Genomic DNA, 23,724 nt, shown 5'->3' with positions numbered 1-23,724 from the left:
TCCGGGGCCCCGCGCGGTGCGGGGGCCCCGGAGGCTCCGGACGGCCGCGGACCCGGCCCTGGTGGCTCAGGCGGTCGCGAGCTCGGGGTCGGTCTGGGCCGGGATCTCCGGCGTGGGGAGCGGGCGCTCGCGGAGGCTCAGGGCCAGGCGCAGGACCGCGATCCACATCAGCGAGGAGCCGAGCATGTGCGCGGCGACCAGGAGCTCGGGGACTCCGGTGAAGTACTGGACGTAACCGATGCCGCCCTGCGCGAGCAGCACGATCAGCAGGTCGCGGGCGCGGGCGCGGGTGTCGTCCGGGGCGTCCACCACGCGCAGGACCAGCCACATGGCGAGCGCGAGGGCGCAGACGACCCAGGCGGCGATGGCGTGGACGTGGGCGGCGTTCGTCCAGTCCCACGGCATGCGCGGGACGTCGCTGCTGTCACCGGCGTGCTTGCCGGCGCCGGTGACCGTCGTGCCGAGGACGATCAGCAGGGCGGAGACGAGCGTGATCGCCCAGGACAGCTTGCGGACCGGGCGGGGGACGCGCGGCCGGGGGGCGGTGTCGCCCTCGCCGGTGCGGTGCCAGGTGATGACGGCGACCGTGAGCAGGGAGTTCGCGGCGAGGAAGTGGCCGGCGACGGTCCACGGGTTGAGGCCCATCCACACCGTGATGCCGCCGATGACGGCGTTGCTCATCACGATCCAGAACTGGGCCCAGCCGAGGCGGGTGAGCCCGCGCCGCCAGGGCTTGGTGGAGCGGGCGGCGATGATCGCCCAGCCGACCGCCGCCGACAGCACGTACGTCAGCATCCGGTTGCCGAACTCGATCGCGCCCCGGTAGCCCTGCTCGGGCGTGACGATGAGGCTGTCGTCGGTGCACTTCGGCCAGGTGTCGCAGCCGAGACCGGAACCGGTCAGCCGGACCGCGCCGCCCGTGACGATGATGAGCACGCTCATCACGACGGCGGCGAGCGCGGCGCGCCGGAGCGTCCGGGGGGACGGGGTCCAGCGCTGGGCGATGAGGGCGAGGGGGGTCTGCACGGGCCCTATCGTAGGACGGCGCTTGTGCGCGCTTTCACGAGGGGGGCGTATATGGCGGAACGGAACCTTACGGTTACTCCCAGCGGAAGAACCTGCCCGCCGCCCCGAGCCCCAGGACGGCCCAGACGGCCAGGATCCCCGCGTCGGCCCACGGCATCGAGGCCCCGTCCCTGAGGACGTCGCGCAGGCCGTCCGAGAGCGCCGAGATCGGCAGCAGCGCGAGCACGTCGCCCGCGGCGCCGAACTTCTCCAGCGGGACCATGACCCCGCCGCCCACCAGGAGCAGCAGGAAGACCAGGTTCGCGGCGGCGAGGGTGGCCTCGGCCTTGAGCGTGCCGGCCATCAGCAGACCGAGCCCGGAGAAGGCCGCGGTGCCGAGGAGCAGGAGCAGCAGGACGGACGCGGGGTTTCCGTGCGGGGACCAGCCGAGGGCCAGGGCGATCGCCGTCAGGAGCACGACCTGGAGGACCTCGGTGACGAGGACGGAGAGCGTCTTGGCGGTCATGAGCGCCCAGCGGGGGAGCGGTGAGGCGCCCAGGCGCTTGAGCACCCCGTACCGCCGCTCGAAACCGGTCGCGATGGCCTGGCCGGTGAAGGCGGTGGACATCACGGCCAGGGCGAGGACGCCGGGGGCGAGGAAGTCGACGGCCTTGTCGGCGCCCCCCGTCTTTGAAACAGGCACAGTGACGATGTCGACGGTGGAGAACAGCACCAGGAGCAGCGAGGGGATGATCACCGTCAGGAGCAGCTGCTCGCCGTTGCGCAGCAGCATCCTGGTCTCCAGGGCGGTCTGTGCGGCGATCATCCGCCCGACGGGGGCGGCCCCCGGCTTCGGCGCGTACGTACCGGTGCTCATCCGCGCAGCTCCTTGCCGGTCAGTTCCAGAAAGACGTCTTCGAGGGTGTGGCGTTCGACGGAGATGCCGTCGGGCATGACGCCGTGCTGGGCGCACCAGGTGGTGACCGTGGCGAGCAGCTGCGGGTCGACGGTGCCGGTGATCCGGTACGTGCCGGGGAGCGTCTCCGCGGCGGCCGAGCCGTCCGGCAGCGCCTTGAGCAGGGAGCCGAGGTCGAGGCCGGGGCGGCCGGTGAAGCGCAGGGTGTTCTCGGCGCCGCCGCGGCAGAGCTCCTCGGGGCTGCCCTGGGCGGCGACCCGGCCGGCGTCGACGATGGCGACGTCGTCGGCGAGCTCCTCGGCCTCCTGCATGAAGTGGGTGGTGAGGACCACGGTCACGCCGTCGGCGCGCAGCTCGCGGACGAGGTCCCAGGTGGCGCGGCGGGCCTGCGGGTCGAGTCCGGCGGTGGGCTCGTCGAGGAAGACGAGCTCGGGGCGGCCGACGACGGCCATGGCGAGCGCGAGGCGCTGCTGCTGGCCGCCGGAGAGGCGCCGGTAGGTGGTGCGGCCGCAGGAGCCGAGGCCGAGGCGCTCGACGAGGGCGTCCACGTCGAGGGGGTGGGCGTGCAGCTTCGCCATGTGGCGGAGCATCTCGTCGGCGCGGGCACCGGAGTAGACGCCGCCCGACTGGAGCATCACGCCGATCCTGGGCCGCAGGGCGGCGGCGTCGGCGACCGGGTCGAGGCCGAGGACGCGGACGGTGCCGCCGTCGGGCCTGCGGTAGCCCTCGCAGGTCTCGATGGTGGTGGTCTTGCCGGCCCCGTTGGGGCCGAGGACTGCGGTGACGGTGCCGGCGCGGACGTCGAGGTCGAGGCCGTCGACGGCGGTCTTGTTTCCGTACCGCTTGACCAGGCCGCGGACCTGGACGGCGCTGTCGACGGACTCGATTGACATGCCCGGAAGTCTAGAGAGCCCGCCGGGGACCCCGGTGCGCGGGGCTTCGGATTCATCCCACCAATGATCGTTTCCGCAGGTCAGGTAAGCCTTACCTGAGTGATGCACAGCACCGTGGCCGGTCCCGGCGTCGCTTGTCACCTCGCGATTAATTACGCAACAATGGCGTTGTGAAAAACGTTGGCGCGGCTCCGGTGGAGGAACTCGCGACCCGAGAGCGTTCCACGCGCAACCGGGTCGCGCGGTCGATCCTGGACCACGGTCCCTCGACCGTCGCCGATCTGGCCGAACGGCTCCGCCTCACCCAGGCCGCCGTCCGCCGCCACCTCGACTCGCTGGTCGCCGAGAACGTCGTCGAAGCCCGCGAGAAGCGCGTCTACGGGACCCGGGCCCGTGGTCGCCCCGCGAAGGTCTTCGCGCTCACCGACTGCGGCCGGGACGCCTTCGACCAGTCGTACGACTCCCTCGCCGTCGAGGCGCTCCGCTGGATCGAGCGCAACGCCGGCGGAGAGGCGGCCGTCGCCGCCTTCGCCCGCGACCGGATCGAGGCCCAGGCCGGGGCGTACCGCGAGGCCGTCGAATCGGCCGAGCCCGCCCAGCGGACCGAGGCACTGGCCAAGGCCCTCACGGCGGACGGGTACGCTGCCACTGCGCGGAACGCGCCGGTCGGCGAGCAGCTCTGCCAGCACCACTGCCCGGTAGCCCACGTCGCCGAGCAGTACCCCCAGCTGTGCGAGGCGGAGACGGAGTTCTTCTCCCGCCTCTTGGGAACGCACGTCCAGCGTCTGGCCACCATCGCGCATGGTGACGGCGTCTGCACCACGTTCATCCCGCACGGCGCCCCACAGACCACCGAATCAGCATCCGCAAGCACGGCCGGGAGGAACCCCGCATGACCACCGAGATCAGCCACCCCGAGCTCGAGGGCCTGGGTCGGTACGAGTACGGCTGGGCCGACTCCGACGCGGCTGGCGCCGCGGCCAAGCGCGGACTGAACGAGGACGTCGTCCGCGACATCTCCGCGAAGAAGAACGAGCCCGAGTGGATGCTCAAGCTGCGTCTCAAGGGTCTGCGTCTCTTCGACAAGAAGCCCATGCCGACCTGGGGCTCCGACCTCTCCGGCATCGACTTCGACAACATCAAGTACTTCGTGCGGTCCACCGAGAAGCAGGCCGAGTCCTGGGAGGACCTGCCGGAGGACATCAAGAACACGTACGACAAGCTCGGCATCCCGGAGGCGGAGAAGCAGCGCCTCGTCGCCGGTGTCGCCGCCCAGTACGAGTCCGAGGTCGTCTACCACCAGATCCGTGAGGACCTGGAGGAGCAGGGCGTCGTCTTCGTCGACACCGACACCGCGCTGAAGGAGCACGAGGAGCTCTTCAAGGAGTACTTCGGCACCGTCATCCCGGTCGGCGACAACAAGTTCGCCTCCCTGAACACGGCCGTCTGGTCCGGCGGCTCGTTCATCTACGTGCCGAAGGGCGTGCACGTCGAGATCCCGCTGCAGGCCTACTTCCGCATCAACACGGAGAACATGGGCCAGTTCGAGCGGACGCTGATCATCGTCGACGAGGACGCCTACGTCCACTACGTCGAGGGCTGCACCGCCCCGATCTACTCCTCCGACTCGCTGCACTCCGCGGTCGTCGAGATCATCGTGAAGAAGGGCGGCCGCTGCCGCTACACGACCATCCAGAACTGGTCGAACAACGTCTACAACCTGGTGACCAAGCGCGCCGTCGCCTACGAGGGCGCCACCATGGAGTGGGTCGACGGCAACATCGGCTCCAAGGTCACCATGAAGTACCCGGCCGTCTACCTCATGGGCGAGCACGCCAAGGGCGAGACCCTGTCCATCGCCTTCGCGGGCGAGGGCCAGCACCAGGACGCCGGCGCCAAGATGGTCCACATGGCCCCGAACACCTCCTCCAACATCGTCTCCAAGTCGGTGGCGCGAGGCGGCGGCCGCACCTCCTACCGCGGTCTCATCGAGATCGGCGAGGGTGCCCCGGGCGCCAAGTCCAACGTGCTCTGCGACGCGCTGCTCGTCGACACGATCTCCCGCTCCGACACGTACCCCTACGTGGACGTGCGCGAGGACGACGTCTCCATGGGCCACGAGGCCACCGTCTCCAAGGTCTCCGAGGACCAGCTCTTCTACCTGATGAGCCGCGGCCTCACCGAGTTCGAGGCCATGGCGATGATCGTCCGCGGCTTCGTCGAGCCCATCGCCAAGGAGCTCCCCATGGAGTACGCCCTGGAGCTCAACCGGCTGATCGAGCTGCAGATGGAAGGCGCGGTGGGCTAGAGCGCCCCGCAGACCAGGCAAACGACCCGGGCTCAGTCGCTGAGCCCCGCGAGTCCGCCGCACGACGGCAGGTTCCCGGCCGGCGCCGCAAGGCGCCCGGCCGGACCGGCCCACCGCACGGGGCGGGCCCGTAAGACGAGGCAGGAAGAGAGCAAGACGACAGCCATGGCTGAGGCTCAGAACATCCCGGCGGGCTCCACCACCGCCGGCTCGATCGCGGTGGCCGCCGAGTCCACCGTCGCCACGCGCATGAGCGCGCCCCCGTCCTTCGACGTCGCGGACTTCCCCGTCCCGCACGGCCGCGAGGAGGAGTGGCGGTTCACGCCGCTGGCGCGCCTGCGCGGCCTCCACGACGGCACCGCCGTCGCGAACGGCGAGGGCGTCCGCGTCGAGGTCGAGGCCCCCGAGGGCGTCACCGTGGAGACCGTCGGCCGCGACGACGAGCGCCTCGGCAAGGCCGGCACGCCCGTCGACCGCGTCGCCGCCCAGGCGTACTCCTCCTTCGAGAAGGCCTCGGTCGTCACCGTCGCCAAGGAGGCGGTGCTCACCGAGCCGATCCGCATCTCCGTGCACGGCGTCGGCGGTGTCGCCTACGGCCACCAGGTCATCGAGCTCGGCGCCTTCGCCGAGGCCGTCGTGGTCATCGACCACACCGGTGACGCGGTGCTCGCCGCCAACGTGGACTTCGTCCTCGGCGACGGCGCGAAGCTGACCGTCGTCTCCGTCCAGGACTGGGACGAGAAGGCCGTCCACGTCGGCCAGCACAACGCCCTGATCGGCCGCGACGCCTCCTTCAAGTCGGTCGTCGTCACCTTCGGCGGCGACGTCGTCCGCCTCCACCCGCGCGTCGCCTACGCGGGCCCCGGCGGCGAGGCCGAGCTCTTCGGCCTGTACTTCACGGACGCCGGCCAGCACCAGGAGCACCGCCTCCTGGTCACGCACAACGTCCCGCACTGCAAGTCCAACGTGGCCTACAAGGGCGCGCTGCAGGGCCAGGACGCGCACGCCGTCTGGATCGGCGACGTGCTCATCGAGGCCGCCGCCGAGGGCACCGACACGTACGAGCTCAACCGGAACCTGGTCCTCACGGACGGCGCCCGGGTCGACTCCGTGCCGAACCTGGAGATCGAGACCGGCGAGATCGCCGGCGCCGGTCACGCCTCGGCCACCGGCCGCTTCGACGACGAGCAGCTCTTCTACCTGATGGCCCGCGGCATCCCGGAGGCCGAGGCCCGCCGCCTCGTCGTCCGCGGCTTCTTCGCGGAGCTCGTCCAGCAGATCGGTCTGCCGGACGTCCAGGAGCGACTCCTCGCCAAGATCGAGGCCGAGCTGGAGGCCTCCGTCTGATGGCCTTCGTCCGAGTCTGCGCGCTGAGCGAGCTGGAGGCCGACACCCCGAAGCGGGTCGAGGTCGACGGCACGCCGGTGTCGGTCGTGCACACCGAGGGCGAGGTGTTCGCGATCAACGACATCTGCTCGCACGCGAACGTCTCCCTCTCGGAGGGCGAGGTCGAGGACTGCGCGATCGAGTGCTGGCTGCACGGCTCCAGCTTCGACCTGCGCACCGGCAAGCCCTCGGGCCTTCCCGCGACGCGCCCCGTCCCCGTATACCCCGTAAAGATCGAAGGGGACGATGTGCTCGTCTCCGTCACCCAGGAGTCCTGAGTCACCCATGGCTACGCTTGAAATCCACGACCTGCACGTCTCCGTCGAGGCGGAGAACGGCCCCCGCGAGATCCTCAAGGGCGTCGACCTGACCATCAAGCAGGGCGAGACCCACGCCGTCATGGGCCCCAACGGCTCCGGCAAGTCGACCCTGGCGTACTCCCTCGCCGGTCACCCGAAGTACACGGTCACCGGCGGCACCGTCACCCTCGACGGCGAGGACGTCCTGGAGATGTCGGTCGACGAGCGCGCCCGCGCCGGCGTCTTCCTCGCCATGCAGTACCCGGTCGAGGTCCCCGGTGTCTCGGTCTCCAACTTCCTGCGCACCTCCGCCACCGCCGTCCGCGGCGAGGCGCCCAAGCTGCGCACCTGGGTGAAGGAGGTCAAGTCCGCGATGGAGCAGCTCCAGATGGACCCGGCCTTCGCCGAGCGCAACGTCAACGAGGGCTTCTCCGGCGGTGAGAAGAAGCGCCACGAGATCCTGCAGCTGGAGCTCCTCAAGCCGAAGATCGCGATCCTCGACGAGACCGACTCCGGCCTCGACGTCGACGCCCTGCGCATCGTCTCCGAGGGCGTCAACCGCGTCCGCGAGACCGGTGAGGTCGGCACCCTGCTGATCACCCATTACACGCGCATCCTGCGCTACATCAAGCCCGACTTCGTGCACGTGTTCGCGAACGGCCGCATCGTCGAGTCCGGCGGCGCCGAGCTCGCCGACCAGCTGGAGAACGAGGGCTACGACAAGTACGTGAAGGGTGGCGCATCCGCGTGACTTCTGCCCATCTGGGGCTCTCCGGCCTCCTCGACACCGAGGCGATCCGCAAGGACTTCCCGCTCCTGGATCGCGTGGTCCACGACGGCAAGAAGATCGTGTACCTCGACTCCGCGGCGACCTCCCAGAAGCCGCGGCAGGTCCTCGACGCGCTCAACCAGTACTACGAGCGTCACAACGCCAACGTCCACCGAGGCGTCTACACGGTCGCCGAGGAGGCGACGGCGCTGTACGAGGGCGCCCGTGACAAGGTCGCGGCCTTCATCAACGCGCCGAGCCGCGACGAGGTGATCTTCACCAAGAACGCCTCGGAGTCGCTCAACCTCGTGGCCAACATGCTGGGCTGGGCCGACGAGCCCTACCGCGTGGACCACGAGACCGAGATCGCCATCACGGAGATGGAGCACCACTCCAACATCGTGCCGTGGCAGCTGCTCTCGCAGCGCACGGGCGCGAAGCTGAAGTGGTTCGGCCTCACCGACGACGGGCGCCTCGACCTCTCGAACATCGAGGAGGTCATCACCGAGAAGACCAAGATCGTCTCGTTCACGCTGGTCTCGAACCTGCTCGGCACGGTCAACCCGGTGGAGACGATCATCCGCCGTGCCCAGGAGGTCGGTGCGCTCGTCTGCATCGACGCCTCCCAGGCGGCCCCGCACATGGTCCTGGACGTGCAGGCGCTCCAGGCCGACTTCGTGGCCTTCACCGGCCACAAGATGTGCGGCCCGACCGGCATCGGCGTGCTGTGGGGACGGCAGGAGCTCCTGGAGGACCTCCCGCCCTTCCTCGGCGGCGGCGAGATGATCGAGACCGTTTCGATGCACTCCTCGACGTACGCGCCGGCCCCGCACAAGTTCGAGGCGGGTACGCCCCCGATCGCCCAGGCCGTCGGCCTCGGCGCGGCCGTGGACTACCTGTCGGCGATCGGCATGGAGAACATCGCGCGCCACGAGCACGCGATCACCGAGTACGCCGTCCGGCGCCTCCAGGAGGTCCCGGACCTGCGGATCATCGGCCCCACCACGGCCGAGGACCGCGGCGCGGCGATCTCCTTCACGCTGGGCGACATCCACCCGCACGACGTGGGCCAGGTCCTCGACGAGCAGGGCATCGCGGTCCGGGTCGGCCACCACTGCGCGCGGCCGGTCTGCCTGCGGTACGGAATTCCCGCGACCACGCGAGCGTCGTTCTATCTGTACTCCACTCCGGCCGAGGTCGACGCCCTGGTCGAGGGGCTGGAGCACGTCCGTAACTTCTTCGGCTAGGGGAACGGCTCGTGAAGCTGGATTCGATGTACCAGGACGTCATCCTGGACCACTACAAGCACCCGCACGGGCGCGGTCTTCGGGACGGCGACGCCGAGGTGCACCACGTCAACCCGACGTGCGGCGACGAGATCACGCTCCGCGTGAAGTACGACGGCTCGCGCATCGAGGACGTGTCGTACGAGGGCCAGGGCTGCTCCATCAGCCAGGCCTCGGCCTCCGTCCTCAACGAGCTGCTCGTCGGCAAGGAGCTGGCCGAGGCGCAGAAGATCCAGGGCACCTTCCTGGAGCTGATGCAGTCCAAGGGCCAGATCGAGCCGGACGAGGCGATGGAGGAGGTCCTGGAGGACGCGGTCGCGTTCGCCGGGGTCTCCAAGTACCCGGCCCGTGTGAAGTGCGCGCTGCTCAGCTGGATGGCGTGGAAGGACGCGACCGCCCAGGCGCTGGGTGACGCGGAGAGGAAGTCGGCATGACCGAGAACGCCGAGGCCACGATGAAGCCGGCCTCCGAGGAAGAAGTCCGTGAGGCGCTGTACGACGTCGTCGACCCCGAGCTGGGCATCGACGTCGTCAACCTGGGCCTGATCTACGGCATCCACATCGACGACTCGAACGTCGCGACGCTGGACATGACGCTGACGTCGGCGGCCTGTCCGCTGACCGACGTGATCGAGGACCAGGCGAAGTCGGCGACGGACGGCATCGTCAGCGAGCTGAAGATCAACTGGGTCTGGATGCCCCCGTGGGGTCCGGACAAGATCACGGACGACGGCCGCGAGCAGCTGCGCGCGCTCGGCTTCAACGTCTGATCGCAGGTGTACGTGAGAACGGCCGCGCCCCTCGGGGCGCGGCCGTTCCGCATGTCCGGAGCAGAGTCCGGAGCGGTGTCCGGAGCAGGGTCCGGAGCGGTGTCTAGAGCAGTCCGGCCGCGCGGGCCAGCTCCGGGGCCAGGTTCTCCTTGCGGATCCGCTGGTCGACGTAGAGCAGGCCGGTGACCAGGGGCGGGAAGACGGAGACGAGCGCCTGGCTGAACAGCTGGCCGACGGCGAGGAAGCCGAGGAGGACCGCGAAGGAGGCGATCAGGGTGGCGGCGTTGTCGCTGGAGAAGTCCATCGCCGCCAGCGGGGCCGAGATCAGCAGCGAGAACACCTGCTGGATCAGCCAGCTCACCACGGCGGCCATCACGCCGGCGGCGAGCAGGCCGCCGAAGATGCGCCACCAGGAGCCCCGGACCAGGGACGAGGACCGGCGCATCGAGGCGAAGGCGCCCTGCCCCTCGATCACGGCCGCCGCCGGGGCCAGGCTGAACTTCACCCAGATCCAGAGCGCGACCGGCAGCGTGACCGTCGCGCCGGCGAAGGCCAGGAACGGCGCGATCAGCGGGCCGGTCCGGGCCGCGAGCAGCGCCACGGTCAGGAGGACGAAGGCGCCCAGGAAGAGCACCGCAGGGAGCAGCAGCGTCAGCGTGGTCAGCACCATGGTGCCGAGGACGGCCGGGGTCCGGGACCAGGCCCGGCGCCAGACCGCGCCGAAGGTGGTGGGCCGGCCGAGGACCGCGTCCTGCAGCACGGCCGGGCAGGCGGCCGCCACCACGGTGTTGGCGCAGATGATCGCGATCATGGCGACCAGCCAGACGCAGCCGAAGGCGACGAGCAGCGGCCGGATGTCCTCCCACCGGGGGTCCTGGCCCGACGGCAGGTCGAAGACGGCCAGGTCGCCGACGGCCGCGTACGCGATGCCGAGGGCCGCGCCGACGATCAGCAGCGCCGCCCCGTAGACGGCTCCCGCCACCCCGAGCAGCTGCTTCCAGTAGCGGCCGAAGGTCGCGAAGGCGCCCGTCAGGATCGTGCTGAAGCCGAGCGGCGCGAGGGGTATGACACCGGGCTTCGGCGGTGGGGGCGGCGGCGGGTAGCCGTAGCCGTAGGGCGGTCCTGGCGGACCGGGGGGATACGTCATGCGGGACACCGTATAGGGCAGCGATGCGTACGCCCGTACGCATGCTTGTGTACGCTCGTACGCATGGGTTACGGACTCCTTGCGGGCGCCATCGCGGCGGAGATACTCGCCACCACCTCGATGAAGTACAGCGAGGGCTTCACCCGGCTCTGGCCCTCCCTCGTCACCGGTACGGGCTATCTCATCGCCTTCGTCCTCCTCGCCCAGGCGCTCAAGACCCTCCAGGTCGGCACCGCCTACGCCATCTGGTCCGGGGTCGGCACCGCCGCCGTCGCCGTCATCGGCTTCCTCTTCCTCGGCGAGAGCCTGGGCCCCGCCAAGATCGCCGGAATCCTCCTCATCATCGCCGGCGTCGCCGTCCTCAACCTCGGCGGCGCGCACTGATGGCCCGGGCCCGGCGCTACGACCCCGACCGGCGCGAGCGGATCGTCGACGCCGCCCTCACCGTCGTCGGGCGCTCCGGCATCGGCGGCCTCAGCCATCGCACGGTGGCCGCCGAGGCCGACGTGCCGCTCGGCTCCACCACCTACCACTTCGCCTCCCTCGACGAACTCCTCGTCGCGGCGCTCCGCAAGGCCAACGAGGGCTTCGGACGGCTGCTCCGCGAGCACCCCGCCCTCACCGACCCGGACACCGGCCTCGCCACCGCGCTCGCCCGGCTCCTGGGGGAGTGGCTGGGCGGCGAACGCGCGCGCGTGGAGCTGGAGTACGAGCTCTACCTGGCCGCCCTGCGCCGCCCCGCCCTGCGTCCGGTCGCCGCCGAGTGGACCGAGTCCGTCGTCGCCGCCCTGGCCCACCGCACCGACCCGGCCGGCGCCCGGGCCCTGGTCGCGGTCATGGACGGCATCTGCCTCCAGGTCCTGCTCACCGACGGCAGCTACGACGAGCAGTACGCGCGCGTGATCCTCGCGCGGGTCCTGAACGAAGGACCGAACGAGCCGCTCACGGCCTCGTCGGAACCGCCGACGGACCCGACCGACACCTGAGACCGGTTGGCCCGGGCGGGGGCCCGCCGGTTAGGTTTTCCGTCATGACCACTGCTCCTCGCACCACCGGCGCCGTCGCCGCCGGCCTCGCCACCATCGCCGGCGACGGCACCGTTCTCGACACCTGGTTCCCCGCCCCCGAGCTGACCGAAGCGGCCGGCCCGGCCGGCACCGAGCGCCTCAGCCCCGACGAGGCCGTCAACGCCCTCGGCGAGGGCGCCGCCAAGGCCCTCGGCGTGGACGCCCGCCGTGGCGTCGAGGTGGTCGCCGTCCGCACCGTCATCGCCTCGCTCGACGAGAAGCCGATCGACGCCCACGACGCCTACCTCCGCCTCCACCTGCTGAGCCACCGGCTGGTCAAGCCGCACGGCCAGAGCCTGGACGGCGTCTTCGGCCTGCTCGCCAACGTCGCCTGGACCTCGCTGGGCCCGGTCGCCGTCGACGACATCGAGAAGGTGCGGCTCAACGCCCGCGCCGAGGGCCTGCACCTCCAGGTGACCTCGATCGACAAGTTCCCGCGCATGACCGACTACGTCGTGCCCGCCGGCGTCCGCATCGCCGACGCCGACCGCGTCCGCCTCGGCGCCCACCTCGCGGCCGGCACCACCGTCATGCACGAGGGCTTCGTCAACTTCAACGCCGGCACCCTCGGCACCTCGATGGTCGAGGGCCGCATCTCCGCCGGTGTCGTCGTCGGCAACGGCTCCGACATCGGCGGCGGTGCCTCCACCATGGGCACCCTCTCCGGCGGCGGCAACGTCGTCATCTCCATCGGCGAGCGCTGCCTGATCGGCGCCGAGGCGGGCGTCGGCATCGCGCTCGGCGACGAGGTCGTCGTCGAGGCCGGTCTGTACGTCACCGCCGGCACCCGGGTCACCCTGCCCGACGGCCAGATCGTCAAGGCCCGCGAGCTCTCCGGCGCCTCGAACATCCTCTTCCGCCGCAACTCGGTCACCGGCGCCGTCGAGGCCCGCCCGAACAACGCGGTCTGGGGCGGCCTCAACGAGATCCTGCACAGCCACAACTGATCAGGCGTTCACCAGCGCCTCGTACGCAGCCCGCAGCCCGTCGGCCGTCTCCCGGTCGGCGGGCTGCAGCGGTTCGCGCAGCGGGCCGCCGAGCAGCGCCTTCGCGGTCACCGTGCCCGGCAGGCCCGAGGCCATCATCAGCTCGGCGAGCGGCAGGGTCAGGGCGTTGAGCCGGGCCGCGCCCGCGGTGTCGCCCGCGTCGAAGGCGTCCAGGACCGCCCGCAGCCGGCGCGGTACGACGTTGGCCACCGTGCTGACGTAGCCGGCGCCGCCCACCGCGTACAGCGGCAGGTTCAGCTCCTCGCAGCCCGAGTAGTACGCGAGCCCCGTCTCCGCGATCAGCCGGGCCGAGGCCAACAGGTCGTACGAGCAGTCCTTCACCGCCACGATCCGCGGGTGCCGGGCGAGCCGCCGCATGGTCGCGGGCTCGACGCGGGTGCCGGTGCGGCCCGGGATGTCGTAGACCATCACCGGAAGACCGGTGGCGTCCGCGACCTTCAGGAAGTGCGCCTCGACGGCCGCCTGCGGGGGACGGCTGTAGTACGGGGTGACGACGAGCAGCCCGTCCGCCCCCGCCTTCTCGGCCTGCCGGGCCAGCTCCACGGTGTGCCGGGTGTCGGCGGTGCCCACCCCCGACAGGAGCGACGGGCCGGCGCCGACCGCCTCGCGGACGGCGCGGACGAGCGCGGCCTTCTCGGCGTCGGTGGTGGTCGGGGACTCGCCCGTCGTGCCGTTGAGGACCAGGCCGTCGCAGCCCTCCCCGACGAGCCGGGCGGCGAGCTCCCCCGCCGCGTCGAGATCGAGCGCGCCGGCGGGCGTGAACGGGGTGACCATCGCGCAGAGGGCGCGGCCGAAGGGGCGTTCAGTGTTCATTCGAGCAGTCTGTGTGCGAGCGACCGTGAAGGTCCACTTAGATCTGCTTGGTTCGAGAATTCAGTTTCTGTGAACGATGGGCGTCTGGCATGATCGGCCGGGCGCGACAGGGGGACATGGAGAACAGCACAGCATGAGCGCACACAGCACGGCCGCCGAACAGCGCGTCGCACTCGTCACCGGCTCGTCCTCGGGCATCGGCGCGGCCGTCGCCCGCCGCCTCGCCGAGGCCGGGTACCGGGTCGTCGTCAACTCCGGGCGGTCGGTCGACGCCGGCCAGGCCCTCGCCGCCGAACTGCCGGACGCCGTCTACGTCCAGGCCGACGTCTCCGACGAGGCCCAGGCCGCCGGGCTCGTCGCGGCCGCCGTGGAGGCGTACGGCCGCCTCGACCTCCTCGTCAACTGCGCGGGCACCACCCGGTTCATCCCGCACGACGACCTCGAAGCCGCCTCGCCCGAGGTCTGGCGCCACCTCTACGACGTCAACGTCATCGGCGTCTGGCAGACCGTCACCGCCGCCGTCCCGCACCTGCGGAAGACCCGCGGCAACGTCGTGACGATCTCCTCCCAGGCGGGCGTCCGGCCGGGTGGCAGCTCCATCCCGTACTCCGTCTCCAAGGCGGCCGTCAACCACATGACGAAGCTCCTCGCCAAGACCCTCGGCCCCGACATCCGCGTCAACGCGGTCGCCCCCGGCCTCATCGACACCCCCTGGTTCGACGGGGTGGACGGCGCCGACGCCGCCAAGGAGCACGTGGCCGGCGTCGTCCCGCTGCGCCGGGTGGGCCGCCCCGAGGACATCGCCGGGGCCGTCTTCGACCTCGCCCACGCCTCGTACATCACCGGCGAGGTGCTCCTCGTCGACGGCGGCGGCCACCTGCTCGGCTAGGGTCTGCTCGGAAAGCAGCGCCGTCTGCCCGGCGGCCCAGGCGGGACTTTCCGGACAGGCCCCAGGGTCTGCTCGGAGCGCGGCGGGCTCGGTCAGAGCGCCAGTTTGAAGCCGTCGTGGCTGCGGGCGAAGCCCAGCGAGGCGTAGAAGCGGTGGGCCTCCGTCCGCCGCTTGTTGCTGGTCAGCTGGACGAGCGCGCAGCCGCGCTCCTTCGCCCGCGCCACGGCCCGCTCCATCAGCTCCCGGCCGAGCCCGCCGCCGCGCCGGTCGGCCCTGATCCGGACCGCCTCGATCAGGGCCCGCTCGGCGCCGCCCTTGCCGAGCCCCGGGATGTACGTGGCCTGGAGGCAGCCCAGGACGAGAGCGCCGTCCACCAGGACCAGCATCTCGTTGCGCGGATCGTCCTCGATGGCCGTGAAGGCCCGCTCGTACGCCTCGGTGACGAGGACCGACGCGGGGTCCACGACCCGGTCCTCGTCGGCGAGCAGGGCGAGGACGGCGGGCAGTTCGGCGCGGGTGGCGGGGCGAAGGATCATGGCGCGAAGTCTCCCACGGCCCACCCCCCTTGACCTCAACCATGGTTGAGGGGGAACGGTGGGGTCACCCGAGGAACAGGAGACCCACCATGAACGCCGTAGCCCGCCCCGACGCCCGCCCCGACCTCCGCCGCCCCGGCGTCGGCGCCGTTCTGGCCAGCACCTGGCGGGTCGCCACCCCCGAGCGGCAGCGGGCGGCCGTGGAGGCCATCCGCAGCACCTGGGAGAGCCGGGAGTGGCCCGACCTGGGGCTGCTCTCGTACAGCGTCTTCGTCGGGACGGACGGGGACACCCTCCTCCACTACTCGCAGTGGACCGCCCAGGAGGCCTACGACCAGTTCGTCGCCACGTACCGCGGCGACCGGAACGCCGAGATCGACGCCGCCGTCCCCGGCATCGAGCGGGTGGTGCTGCACCGCTACGCCGCGCCGCACCGCAGCGCCGTCCTCAGCGAGGAGAGCGCCGGGGCGGTGCCCGGGGCGATCGCGGTCGTCGAGATCGACTTCGACGGACCGGACGCCGGGCGCCAGGAGGCCTGGGTGGACGCGGTGCTCACCGCGATGGCCGACGACGAGGGGAAGCGGGCGGCGCGCGGCGGGATCGGCGCGCACTTCCACCGGTCCGTCGACGGCACCCGCGTCCTGAACCTCGCCGAGTGGGAGAGCGAGCAGGCCCACGTCGAGTGGCAGGCGGAGTACGCCCCGCTCAGCGAGGCCTGGCGGACGGTGCACGAGTACCCGGGGCTCGTCGGCAGCCGGGTACGTAGGTACACGCCCGCGCTGAGTCTTGACGCGGGCGTGTGACCGTATCCCTCGATACTTCTCGCTACGGGCGGAAGCGCAGGACCTGGGGGTCGTGGTCGCTGTCCTGGTCGGCGAACTCCGCGTTGATGTGGACGGAGTCGTACTCGAAGTGGTGGACGCCCGGGCTGGTCAGGATCTGGTCGAGGACCTGGCTGTTGCCCTGGTACACGTACGAGTAGCGCTCGCTGAGCGGCAGCGACTTCATGGCCGGGAACAGCGCTCCGCCGTCCGTGAGGCCCTGCGTCGTCCCCGAGAACTCGAAGTCGTTGATGTCGCCGACCACCAGCACGTCGGCCTGCTTGTCGACGGCCTCGATCTGCTTGACGAAGGCGTTGACGGCCTGCGCCTGGAGCAGTCGCTTGGCCTCGGAGGAACGGTTCGGCGGCTGGTGGTGGGAGACGATGGACTCGTCGCCGCCCTTCGAGCCGAAGTGGTTGGCGATCACGAAGACCGTGCGGCCGCGGAAGACGAACTCGCCCGCGAGCGGCTTGCGGCTGGCCTCCCAGGCGGCGTTGGACGGGTCGATCCTGCCGGGGGAGAGGGTCAGCGCCGCGCGGCCCTTGGTGCCCGTCACGGCGGTGGCGGTGGTCGCGTCGCCGCCCGCGCGGTCGGTGAAGGAGACCCGCTCGGGGTTGAAGAGGAAGACCTGACGGATGTTGCCGCCGGGCTCGCCGCCGTCCTTGCCGTTCACCGGGTCGATCGAGCGCCACTCGTACGCCGGACCGCCGGCCGCCAGGATCGCGTCCGTGAACTTCTTGACCGTCACGTCGGCGGCGACGGTTCCGTCGTTCTTGGCGCCGTTGTTGTCCTGGATCTCCTCCAGGGCGACGATGTCGGGCGAGGCGAGGTTCTCGACGACGGCCTTCGCGAGCGCGTCGAACTTCTCCTGCGGGTCGGTCGGGTCGAGGTTCTCGACGTTGTACGTCGCCACGGCCAGCTCGTTCTTGTGCTGCTTGTCCGTGGTCTCGCGCTCCAGGCCCTCGTCGACGAGGGTGCCGAGGGTGCGGGCGGTCAGCGTGTAGCCGCCGAACTGGTTGAAGTCGAGCGGGCCCTCGGTGGTGCCGGTCAGCCGGTCGCCCACGTTCGCCTTCGGGAACGGCTGCTGGACCAGCGGGGTCAGCGACTGGATCTGGAGCCGGCCGGTGTTCTGGGACTCGTACGAGCCGTAGACCGTGCCGCCGCGCTCGTTGTCGTTCTCCCAGGGCTTCACCGTCACCCAGAGCTCCGCGTACGGGTCGGTGGCGCCGACCACGCGCGAGGAGTCGATCCGGACGTTGGTGCCCTCCAGGGACTCGTAGTAGTCCAGGGCGTACGTCTCGGGGTCCAGCGTCAGGCCGTTGATCGAGCCGCCGGCGGCGGGGTCGCCCTCGGGGGCGTACTCGTCGGGGACGGACCAGCCGGAGATCGTCACCGGGGCCGGGACCGGGTTGCCCTTCGAGAGGACGGTGATCACGGGCTTGGAGATCTGGGTCAGCGACTGGTTGCCGGAGTTCAGGCCGCCGGGGACGTACTCGGTGACCGTGCCGTTCAGGCTGACCGCGTCACCGACGGCGACGGTCGGGACGGAGCTCGTGAAGACGAAGATGCCCTCGCTGGTCGCCGCGTTGTCGTCGGCGTCCGGGTCCTGGATCCAGAATCCGCGCGAGCCGTAGGTGCGGACGCCGGTGACGATGCCCGTGACACCGGTGACCTGCTTGCCGACGAGGGGGGAGACGCGCGTCGTGCCCTGGATGTCGTGGATGCGGACGCCGGCGGCGGCGTCCTCCGCGGCGGCGTTCGCCGAACCCGCGAGCAGACCGGAGGCGAGGGCGGCGGCGACGACGGCGGAGACCGCGGCGGATCTCGGTATGGAGGAAGACATCAAGAGGCTCCGAGGGTGCTTGGAGGAACGGCAGATGAATCTACGCGCGTCAATCTCTTGTGAGAGGAGTGGACTTGTCAAGAGTCGACGGGTGTACGAAGGCTGACGGATCCGTGAACCGCCGGAAGGGGCCCCGGATGCGTCTACGCTGAGGACCGCTCTCCGAGCCCCTTCGCCCACGCCCACCCCACCCCCGCACGTGTCGAGGAGACCCCCCAGATGTCAGAGCACCCCACCCTTCCCCCCGTTCGGCTGCGTGCGGACGCGGAGCTGGCGCGGGACGCCCTGGCCGCCCCCCTCCTCGTCCAGGCCGTACGGCTCGCCCGCTGGGCCGGGCCCGAGACCCGGGTCGACGCGGGCGGCGAACTCGTCGACGAGCAGCTCCCCGAGGCAGCCGAGGTCCTGGGCCTCGCCGACGACGAGGACGGCGAGACCTGGGCCGGCGACGCCTGGCGGCTCGCCGTCGACACCGGCCTCGTCGCCGTCGAGGACGGGGAGGCCGAGGGCCTGCCCGGGCGGGCCGGGCCCGGCGAGAACCTCGCGCTGGTCACGGGCGGTTCGCCGCAGGACGTCCTCGGGCTCTGGCTCGACGGCTTCGACGCCGTCTTCGCCGACGCCGTCGCGCCCGTCCTCGACGACCTGGACGCGCTCCTCGGCGAGGACGGCGAGATCGACATCGAGGCGCTCGACTGGGACCCCGAGGCGGAGGCCGAGTTCCTGGAGGGCGTCCTCGGCAACCTCTACCTGCTGACCGTCAGCGAGGGCGGCGCCGGCGAAGGCCCCGTACCGCTGCCCGCGCTCGCCGCGTCGATGGTCGTCCCCGACGACATGGGCGAGCCCACCGACGACGTCCTGGAGCAGGTCTCGGACGCGATGATGCGGCTCGACGAGCAGTTCCGGCTGCTCGAACCGATCGGGCTCGTCGCGTACCAGCCCGTCGACGAGGCCCTGATGGCCGAGGAGGGCGAGGAGCCCGCGCCGCCCGTCGACGACGAGGACGTCAGCCGCTACGGCATGGTCCGGCTCACCCCGCTCGGGCTCTACGGCGTCCGGGCCCGCATGCTGGAGGCCGGGGTGGACGCGCCCGCCGTCGGCGACCTGACGGACAAGGGCGCCGACGTCCTCCTCGACGGGATCGCCGGCTACCCGGCCGCCGCCGCCCGCGAGGAGACCGCCGCGTGGCTGGCCGGCCGCGACGCGCTCGACGCGGCCCGCGAACTGCTGCACGCCGCCCGGGGCGCCGACGCGGGCTCCCCGCTCCGCCGCCTCCACTGCCAGCAGACGCTCTCCCTGGTGGGCGCCGAGGCGGAGCCCGCCGTCCGGGAGGTCCTCGACGACGCGGAACTCGGCGGCCTCGCCCGGGTCTGGCTCGCCGAGCACGGCGCGGCGGACGTGCCCGCGCCGCCGGAGTCGATGATCTTCTGGCTGGCCATCGACACGATCGCGGCCCAGCTCGACTCGGACGGCGACCTGCAGGAGCTCCAGGAACTCATCGAGGGCCTGACCGGCCGCCACAGCGGCTTCTTCGAGGCGGCCTGGCGGGTGGACCACCCGGCGACGGCCGAGGTCCTGGAGGCGATGGGCCGCCTGCACCGCGACAAGACCTCGGCGAAGGAGGCCCGCAAGGCGGCCTTCAAGGCGCGCTCCCGGTCGGGGACTTCGGGGGCCTGACCCGACGCACCGGCACAGCGGCGCATCCGGCGGGGCGCCCCCGCCGGATGCCCGGTGGTGTTCCCGTGGTGTTCAGGCGGTGTTCTCGGGGGCGCGGGAGGGTGGCCCGCGAGAATCGGCCATCACAGGGAGACCCCACCACCATGCCGCTCAACCGCAGAGAGTTCACCAAGCAGTCCGCCGCCGCCGGTGCGGGCCTCGCCCTCACCGGTGTCGTCGGAGCTCTCGCCACCGCCCCCGAGGCGCTCGCCTCCGACGAGCCGGAGGCGGTCGGGGCCGGCCACGGGCACGGCCACGAGCTCGGGTACGGGCCGCTCGTCGCCGACCCCGACGGCGTGCTCGCCCTGCCCGAGGGGTTCTCGTACCGCATCGTCACCCACAGCGGTGTGACCCGCCTGGAGTCCGGCGAGTTCACCCCGGAGAAGCACGACGGCACCGCCGCCTTCGCCGGCCCGCGCGGCGCCACGTACCTCGTCAACAACCACGAGCTCAAGGGCCCCCGCAGCAAGTGGGCCCACCCCGTGCCGCTCACCGAGGGCCTCGTCTACGACCCGGCCGCGGCCGGCGGCTGCACCGTCGTCGAGGTGCACCGCGACGGCACCGTCGCCGAGTGGGTCGGCATCGCCGGCACCTCCACCAACTGCGCCGGCGGCCGCACCGCCTGGGGCACCTGGCTGACCGGCGAGGAGACCGAGGACCTGGCCGGCAAGAACGGCATGACCAAGGACCACGGCTACATCTTCGAGGTCGACCCGCGCGACGTCCGCGCCAACCTCGACCCGAAGCCGGTCAAGGCCTTCGGCCGGTACGCCCACGAGGCCGTCGTGATCGACCCCAAGCGCGGCCACGCCTACCTCACCGAGGACGCGTCCGGCCCCAACGGGCTGCTCTTCCGCTGGGTTCCGCCGCAGGACTTCGAGCACGGCCGCGGCAAGCTCCGCACCCTCGCCGACGACGCCGGCGAGCTCCAGGCCTTCAAGTGCATCGACTCCTCGGGCCGCTTCGTCGACGACCTGTCCCGCGCCACCCGGATCGGCACCGTCTACGGCGTCGACTGGGTCGACGTCCCCGACCGCGACGCCCGCACCACCCCCGTCCGCAAGCAGTTCACGGACGGCCAGGTCACCCGCGCCCGCAAGCTGGAGGGCATGTGGTGGGCCGACGGCGGCGCCTACGTCGTCTCCTCCTACGCGCGCGAGGAGAGCCCCGGCGCCGCGCACGACGGCCAGGTCTGGTTCTACGACCCGAAGCGCCGCACCCTCACCCTCAAGGTGCTCCTCGGGGTGAACACCGCCCCGGACCAGGACGGCGCCTTCGACGGCCCCGACAACATCACCGTCTCCCCGTACGGCGGGCTCGTCATCGCCGAGGACGGCGAGGGCGTCCAGCACCTCTTCGGCGCGACCGACTCGGGCCGCACCTACCCGATCGCCCGCAACGACCTCAACGACAGCGAGTTCACCGGCGTCGTCTTCTCGCCCGACGGCGACACGCTGTTCGCCAACATCCAGGACCCGGGCATCATGGTCGCGATCACCGGCCCCTGGCGCCGCCAGCCCCGCCGCTGAGGCGGCCGGGCCTTCGGGGCGGTCGACGTCGTCGAGGCCGAAACTGATCCCTGGTCAGCTCCATGGACTGACATCTAACATGTCAGTCCATGGACGCACTGCGGCCCGTGGGCCGGACCCTGCTGCGTGACCGGGCGTACGAGGCGCTGCGCGAGGCCATCGTGCGCGGCGACCTCGCGCCCGGCGCGTCGCTGAAGGACGCCGATCTCGCCGACCGTCTCGGGCTCTCGCGCGCACCCGTGCGCGAGGCCCTGGCCCGGCTCGGCGACGAGGGGCTCGTCGAGTCCAAGCCCCAGAGCTACACCCGGGTCACCCGGCCCGTCAGCCGGGTCGTCCGGGACGCCGCCTCCGTGGTGCGGGTGATGCACGAGCTCGCCGCCAGGACCGGTGTCCCGCTGCTCGGCCCCGAGGGCATCCGGACGATGCGCGAGGCCAACGAGCGCTTCGCCGCGGCCGTCCGCGCCTCCGACGTCGAGGCCGCGCTCCGCGCCGACGACGAGCTCCACGAGGTCCTCGTCGTCGCCAGCGGCAACCACGCCGCCGCCGCCACGATCGCCCGCTACACCCCCTTGATCCGCCGTGTCGAGCGGCGTCTCTTCGGCGACGCCGGGAGCTGCGGATCGGCCGAACTGCACGCCCGGCTCATCGACGCGTGCGCGGCGGGGGACGCGGAGGAGGCGGTCCGGGTCACCACGGAGATCTGGGCCGCCCTGGAGCAACTCGCGGACGACGCGATCGAGGTGGCCGAGGTCACCGGCATCCCGGCGACGCCGGGCCGGGAGGCCGCGGAGCCCCCGGCTCCTTAGGGCCTGTCTGACAATTCCCGCCGGGTCCGGCCCGCCCGGCACGCACGCTCGCCGCACGGCCGAAACGCCCAAGTAGCTCCGCTACGAGGGCGTCCCGGCCGCACGCCGATCGCACGCACCGGACGACCCGGCCTGATCCGGCGCGAATTGTCAGACAGGCCCTAGGCCGTAGGACGTTCAGGACAGTCGACCGTCGCCGTCACCCACCGGGAGCCGCTTTGCCGATCAACGACTTCGACCGCTACCCGCTCCTCTTCGGGCCCTCCCCGGTCCACCCGCTCGAACGGCTCACCCATCACCTCGGCGGCGCCGCCCTCTGGGCCAAGCGCGAGGACTGCAACTCCGGTGTCGCGTACGGCGGGAACAAGACCCGCAAGCTGGAGTACCTGGTCGCCGACGCCCTCGCCCAGGGCTGCGACACCCTCGTCTCGATCGGCGGCGTGCAGTCCAACCACACCCGTCAGGTCGCCGCCGTCGCCGCCCGCGCCGGCCTTGGTTGCGTCCTCGTCCAGGAGAGCTGGGTCGACTGGCCCGACTCCGTCTACGACAAGGTCGGCAACATCCTCGTCAGCCGCCTCGCGGGCGCCGATGTGCGCCTGGTGAAGGCCGGGTTCGGCATCGGCTTCAAGGAGAGCTGGGAGCAGGCCCTGCGGGAGGTCGAGGAGGGCGGCGGGAAGCCGTACGCGATCCCGGCGGGCGCCTCCGACCACCGGCTCGGCGGTCTCGGCTTCGCGAACTGGGCGTACGAGGTGGCCGAGCAGGAGCGGGAGCTCGGCGTCTTCTTCGACACCGTCGTCGTCTGCTCGGTGACCGGCTCCACCCAGGCCGGCATGGTCGCCGGCTTCGCCGCGCTCGCCGAGGAGGGCGGTCCGGCCCGCCGGATCATCGGGATCGACGCCTCGGCGAAGCCCGTACCGACGCACGAGCAGATCACCCGGATCGCCCGGGACACCGCCGCCCTCATCGGCGTGGAGCGCGAGGTGACGGCGGCCGACGTCGAGCTGGACGAGCGCTACCACGCCGGGGTGTACGGCATCCCGGACGAGACCACCCTCGACGCGATGCGGCTCGCCGCCCGCACCGAGGGCATGGTCACCGACCCCGTCTACGAGGGGAAGTCGATGGCGGGTCTGGTCGACCTGGTGGGCCGGGGAGAGATCGGCCGGGACTCGACCGTGCTCTACGCCCACCTCGGCGGCCAGCCCGCCCTCAACGCGTACAGCGCGCTGTTCTGAGGACTACAGCGCCTGGGCGGCCGGCTTCACCATGCCCCGGACGGTCCGCGACTTCACGAACTCGCCCATGGCCGTCATCTCCCACTCGCCGGAGAACTGCTTGATCAGCTTGGCCATCATCACGCCGGTCTGCGGCTCGGCGGAGGTCAGGTCGAAGCGGACCAGCTCCTCGCCGGTCGCGCCGTCGATCAGCCGGCAGTAGGCCTTGGCGACCTCGGTGAACTTCTGGCCGGAGAAGGAGTTGACCGTGAAGACCAGGCCGGTGGCGTCGGCGGGGAGACGGCCGAGGTCGACCGTGATCACCTCGTCGTCGCCGGCGCCCTCGCCGGTGAGGTTGTCGCCGGAGTGCTGGACCGAGCCGCCCAGGATGGTCAGCTTGCCGAAGTAGCAGCTGTCCAGGTGGTTGCGCTGGGGGCCGTACGCGATGACCGAGGCGTCCAGGTCGATGTCCTTGCCCCGGTAGGCGGGCTCCCAGCCGAGGCCCATCTTGACCTGGGAGAGCAGCGGCCGGCCGCCCTTGACCAGGGACACCGTCTGGTTCTTCTGGAGGCTGACCCGGCCCTTGTCGAGGTTGATCTTGCCCGTGGAGACGGGGGCCTGGGCCGGCGGCGCCGAGGCCGCGATCCGCGGGTCCACCGGGGCGGCGGCCGGCGGCGCGGGCGGGGCGGGCGGCCCCGGCGGGGCGACGGG

25 protein-coding genes are annotated in these 23,724 nt (G+C 71.7%); 17 read left to right on the top strand and 8 right to left on the bottom strand.

All coding sequences use genetic code 11. The features are described 5' to 3' along the window. Positions 1-66: 66 nt before the first annotated feature. The 3 genes from ACWGN5_RS18340 to ACWGN5_RS18330 form a co-directional block, all read right to left on the bottom strand. The gene (locus tag ACWGN5_RS18340; RefSeq protein ID WP_453516229.1) at positions 67-1,026 is read right to left on the bottom strand and encodes a COX15/CtaA family protein; all 960 of its coding nucleotides are present in this window, start codon (positions 1,024-1,026) and stop codon (positions 67-69) included. A gap of 73 nt (positions 1,027-1,099) precedes the next feature. After that, positions 1,100-1,882 (bottom strand): ABC transporter permease, encoded by a 783-nt coding sequence (locus tag ACWGN5_RS18335; RefSeq protein WP_453516226.1) that lies wholly within the window; start codon positions 1,880-1,882, stop codon positions 1,100-1,102. Further along, positions 1,879-2,814: an ABC transporter ATP-binding protein gene (locus ACWGN5_RS18330; RefSeq protein ID WP_453516224.1), complete on the bottom strand. Its 936-nt coding sequence runs from the start codon at positions 2,812-2,814 to the stop codon at positions 1,879-1,881. Before ACWGN5_RS18330 ends, ACWGN5_RS18335 begins: the two co-directional genes overlap by 4 nt. 170 nt (positions 2,815-2,984) lie before the next feature. On the opposite strand from ACWGN5_RS18330, the gene ACWGN5_RS18325 reads away from it, so the two are divergent. The 8 genes from ACWGN5_RS18325 to ACWGN5_RS18290 all read left to right on the top strand — a co-directional run bounded on the left by ACWGN5_RS18325 (position 2,985) and on the right by ACWGN5_RS18290 (position 9,631). Beyond that, on the top strand, positions 2,985-3,710 hold the full coding sequence (locus tag ACWGN5_RS18325) for a helix-turn-helix transcriptional regulator (protein ID WP_352019152.1): 726 nt from the start codon (positions 2,985-2,987) through the stop codon (positions 3,708-3,710). Further along, complete coding sequence (gene sufB, locus ACWGN5_RS18320) at positions 3,707-5,122, top strand: Fe-S cluster assembly protein SufB (RefSeq protein ID WP_389306045.1); 1,416 nt, start codon at positions 3,707-3,709, stop codon at positions 5,120-5,122. The genes ACWGN5_RS18325 and sufB overlap by 4 nt, the downstream gene beginning before the upstream one ends. 165 nt (positions 5,123-5,287) lie before the next feature. Beyond that, on the top strand, positions 5,288-6,469 hold the full coding sequence (gene sufD, locus ACWGN5_RS18315) for a Fe-S cluster assembly protein SufD (RefSeq protein WP_453516222.1): 1,182 nt from the start codon (positions 5,288-5,290) through the stop codon (positions 6,467-6,469). Further along, positions 6,469-6,786, top strand: a complete 318-nt coding sequence (locus tag ACWGN5_RS18310; protein ID WP_030322524.1) for a bifunctional 3-phenylpropionate/cinnamic acid dioxygenase ferredoxin subunit — start codon at positions 6,469-6,471, stop codon at positions 6,784-6,786. Before sufD ends, ACWGN5_RS18310 begins: the two co-directional genes overlap by 1 nt. A 7-nt stretch (positions 6,787-6,793) precedes the next feature. Beyond that, positions 6,794-7,558 (top strand): Fe-S cluster assembly ATPase SufC, encoded by a 765-nt coding sequence (gene sufC, locus ACWGN5_RS18305; protein ID WP_041128637.1) that lies wholly within the window; start codon positions 6,794-6,796, stop codon positions 7,556-7,558. Beyond that, on the top strand, positions 7,555-8,823 hold the full coding sequence (locus ACWGN5_RS18300) for a cysteine desulfurase (RefSeq protein WP_453516219.1): 1,269 nt from the start codon (positions 7,555-7,557) through the stop codon (positions 8,821-8,823). Before sufC ends, ACWGN5_RS18300 begins: the two co-directional genes overlap by 4 nt. Positions 8,824-8,834: 11 nt before the next feature. Continuing rightward, the gene (gene sufU / locus ACWGN5_RS18295; protein ID WP_116161626.1) at positions 8,835-9,296 is read left to right on the top strand and encodes a Fe-S cluster assembly sulfur transfer protein SufU; all 462 of its coding nucleotides are present in this window, start codon (positions 8,835-8,837) and stop codon (positions 9,294-9,296) included. Further along, positions 9,293-9,631 (top strand): metal-sulfur cluster assembly factor, encoded by a 339-nt coding sequence (locus ACWGN5_RS18290; protein ID WP_030205917.1) that lies wholly within the window; start codon positions 9,293-9,295, stop codon positions 9,629-9,631. The genes sufU and ACWGN5_RS18290 overlap by 4 nt, the downstream gene beginning before the upstream one ends. Before the next feature lie 103 nt (positions 9,632-9,734). Here the strand turns inward: ACWGN5_RS18290 and ACWGN5_RS18285 are convergent, their stop codons facing one another. After that, positions 9,735-10,778: an oxidoreductase gene (locus ACWGN5_RS18285; RefSeq protein WP_453516217.1), complete on the bottom strand. Its 1,044-nt coding sequence runs from the start codon at positions 10,776-10,778 to the stop codon at positions 9,735-9,737. A gap of 63 nt (positions 10,779-10,841) precedes the next feature. On the opposite strand from ACWGN5_RS18285, the gene ACWGN5_RS18280 reads away from it, so the two are divergent. From ACWGN5_RS18280 to dapD, 3 genes are read left to right on the top strand one after another with little or no spacing between them, the layout of a single operon-like run. Further along, positions 10,842-11,162 (top strand): DMT family transporter, encoded by a 321-nt coding sequence (locus tag ACWGN5_RS18280; protein ID WP_453516215.1) that lies wholly within the window; start codon positions 10,842-10,844, stop codon positions 11,160-11,162. After that, positions 11,162-11,764, top strand: a complete 603-nt coding sequence (locus ACWGN5_RS18275; protein ID WP_453516212.1) for a TetR/AcrR family transcriptional regulator — start codon at positions 11,162-11,164, stop codon at positions 11,762-11,764. Before ACWGN5_RS18280 ends, ACWGN5_RS18275 begins: the two co-directional genes overlap by 1 nt. Before the next feature lie 44 nt (positions 11,765-11,808). Continuing rightward, positions 11,809-12,792, top strand: coding sequence for a 2,3,4,5-tetrahydropyridine-2,6-dicarboxylate N-succinyltransferase (gene dapD / locus ACWGN5_RS18270; protein WP_369143585.1), 984 nt, complete (start codon positions 11,809-11,811; stop codon positions 12,790-12,792). Here the strand turns inward: dapD and dapA are convergent, their stop codons facing one another. Continuing rightward, positions 12,793-13,665 carry a 4-hydroxy-tetrahydrodipicolinate synthase gene (gene dapA, locus ACWGN5_RS18265; protein WP_453516210.1) on the bottom strand — a complete coding sequence of 291 codons (873 nt, stop codon included), beginning with the start codon at positions 13,663-13,665 and terminating at the stop codon, positions 12,793-12,795. Between the two features lie 133 nt (positions 13,666-13,798). On the opposite strand from dapA, the gene ACWGN5_RS18260 reads away from it, so the two are divergent. Continuing rightward, a complete protein-coding gene (locus tag ACWGN5_RS18260; RefSeq protein ID WP_453516207.1) occupies positions 13,799-14,554 on the top strand; it encodes an SDR family NAD(P)-dependent oxidoreductase in 756 nt (251 codons plus the stop codon). Positions 14,555-14,646: 92 nt separating this feature from the next. On the opposite strand, the gene ACWGN5_RS18255 is transcribed toward ACWGN5_RS18260, so the two are convergent. Beyond that, positions 14,647-15,090, bottom strand: a complete 444-nt coding sequence (locus tag ACWGN5_RS18255) for an N-acetyltransferase family protein (RefSeq protein ID WP_453516205.1) — start codon at positions 15,088-15,090, stop codon at positions 14,647-14,649. An 89-nt stretch (positions 15,091-15,179) separates the two neighbouring features. Between ACWGN5_RS18255 and ACWGN5_RS18250 the strand changes: the two genes are divergently transcribed. Next, on the top strand, positions 15,180-15,893 hold the full coding sequence (locus ACWGN5_RS18250; protein ID WP_453516203.1) for an antibiotic biosynthesis monooxygenase: 714 nt from the start codon (positions 15,180-15,182) through the stop codon (positions 15,891-15,893). Positions 15,894-15,915: 22 nt separating this feature from the next. Here ACWGN5_RS18250 and ACWGN5_RS18245 read toward each other — a convergent pair whose 3' ends face one another. Next, on the bottom strand, positions 15,916-17,754 hold the full coding sequence (locus ACWGN5_RS18245; protein ID WP_453516201.1) for an endonuclease/exonuclease/phosphatase family protein: 1,839 nt from the start codon (positions 17,752-17,754) through the stop codon (positions 15,916-15,918). Positions 17,755-17,973: 219 nt separating this feature from the next. Between ACWGN5_RS18245 and ACWGN5_RS18240 the strand changes: the two genes are divergently transcribed. The 4 genes from ACWGN5_RS18240 to ACWGN5_RS18225 all read left to right on the top strand — a co-directional run bounded on the left by ACWGN5_RS18240 (position 17,974) and on the right by ACWGN5_RS18225 (position 23,034). After that, positions 17,974-19,425: a hypothetical protein gene (locus ACWGN5_RS18240; RefSeq protein ID WP_453516198.1), complete on the top strand. Its 1,452-nt coding sequence runs from the start codon at positions 17,974-17,976 to the stop codon at positions 19,423-19,425. A 143-nt stretch (positions 19,426-19,568) separates the two neighbouring features. Further along, positions 19,569-20,993 (top strand): alkaline phosphatase PhoX, encoded by a 1,425-nt coding sequence (locus ACWGN5_RS18235; protein WP_453516196.1) that lies wholly within the window; start codon positions 19,569-19,571, stop codon positions 20,991-20,993. Between the two features lie 89 nt (positions 20,994-21,082). Then, positions 21,083-21,799 carry a GntR family transcriptional regulator gene (locus tag ACWGN5_RS18230; protein ID WP_453516193.1) on the top strand — a complete coding sequence of 239 codons (717 nt, stop codon included), beginning with the start codon at positions 21,083-21,085 and terminating at the stop codon, positions 21,797-21,799. A 218-nt stretch (positions 21,800-22,017) separates the two neighbouring features. Then, the gene (locus ACWGN5_RS18225) at positions 22,018-23,034 is read left to right on the top strand and encodes a 1-aminocyclopropane-1-carboxylate deaminase (RefSeq protein ID WP_453516191.1); all 1,017 of its coding nucleotides are present in this window, start codon (positions 22,018-22,020) and stop codon (positions 23,032-23,034) included. A gap of 3 nt (positions 23,035-23,037) precedes the next feature. Here ACWGN5_RS18225 and ACWGN5_RS18220 read toward each other — a convergent pair. Further along, a partial coding sequence (locus ACWGN5_RS18220) for a TerD family protein (RefSeq protein WP_453516190.1) occupies positions 23,038-23,724 on the bottom strand: 687 nt, incomplete at its 5' end.

Source organism: Streptomyces sp. NPDC055815 (assembly GCF_053616475.1).
The sequence above is the reverse complement of the archived record's forward strand: the minus strand, read 5'-3'. Positions and strand labels throughout refer to the sequence as shown.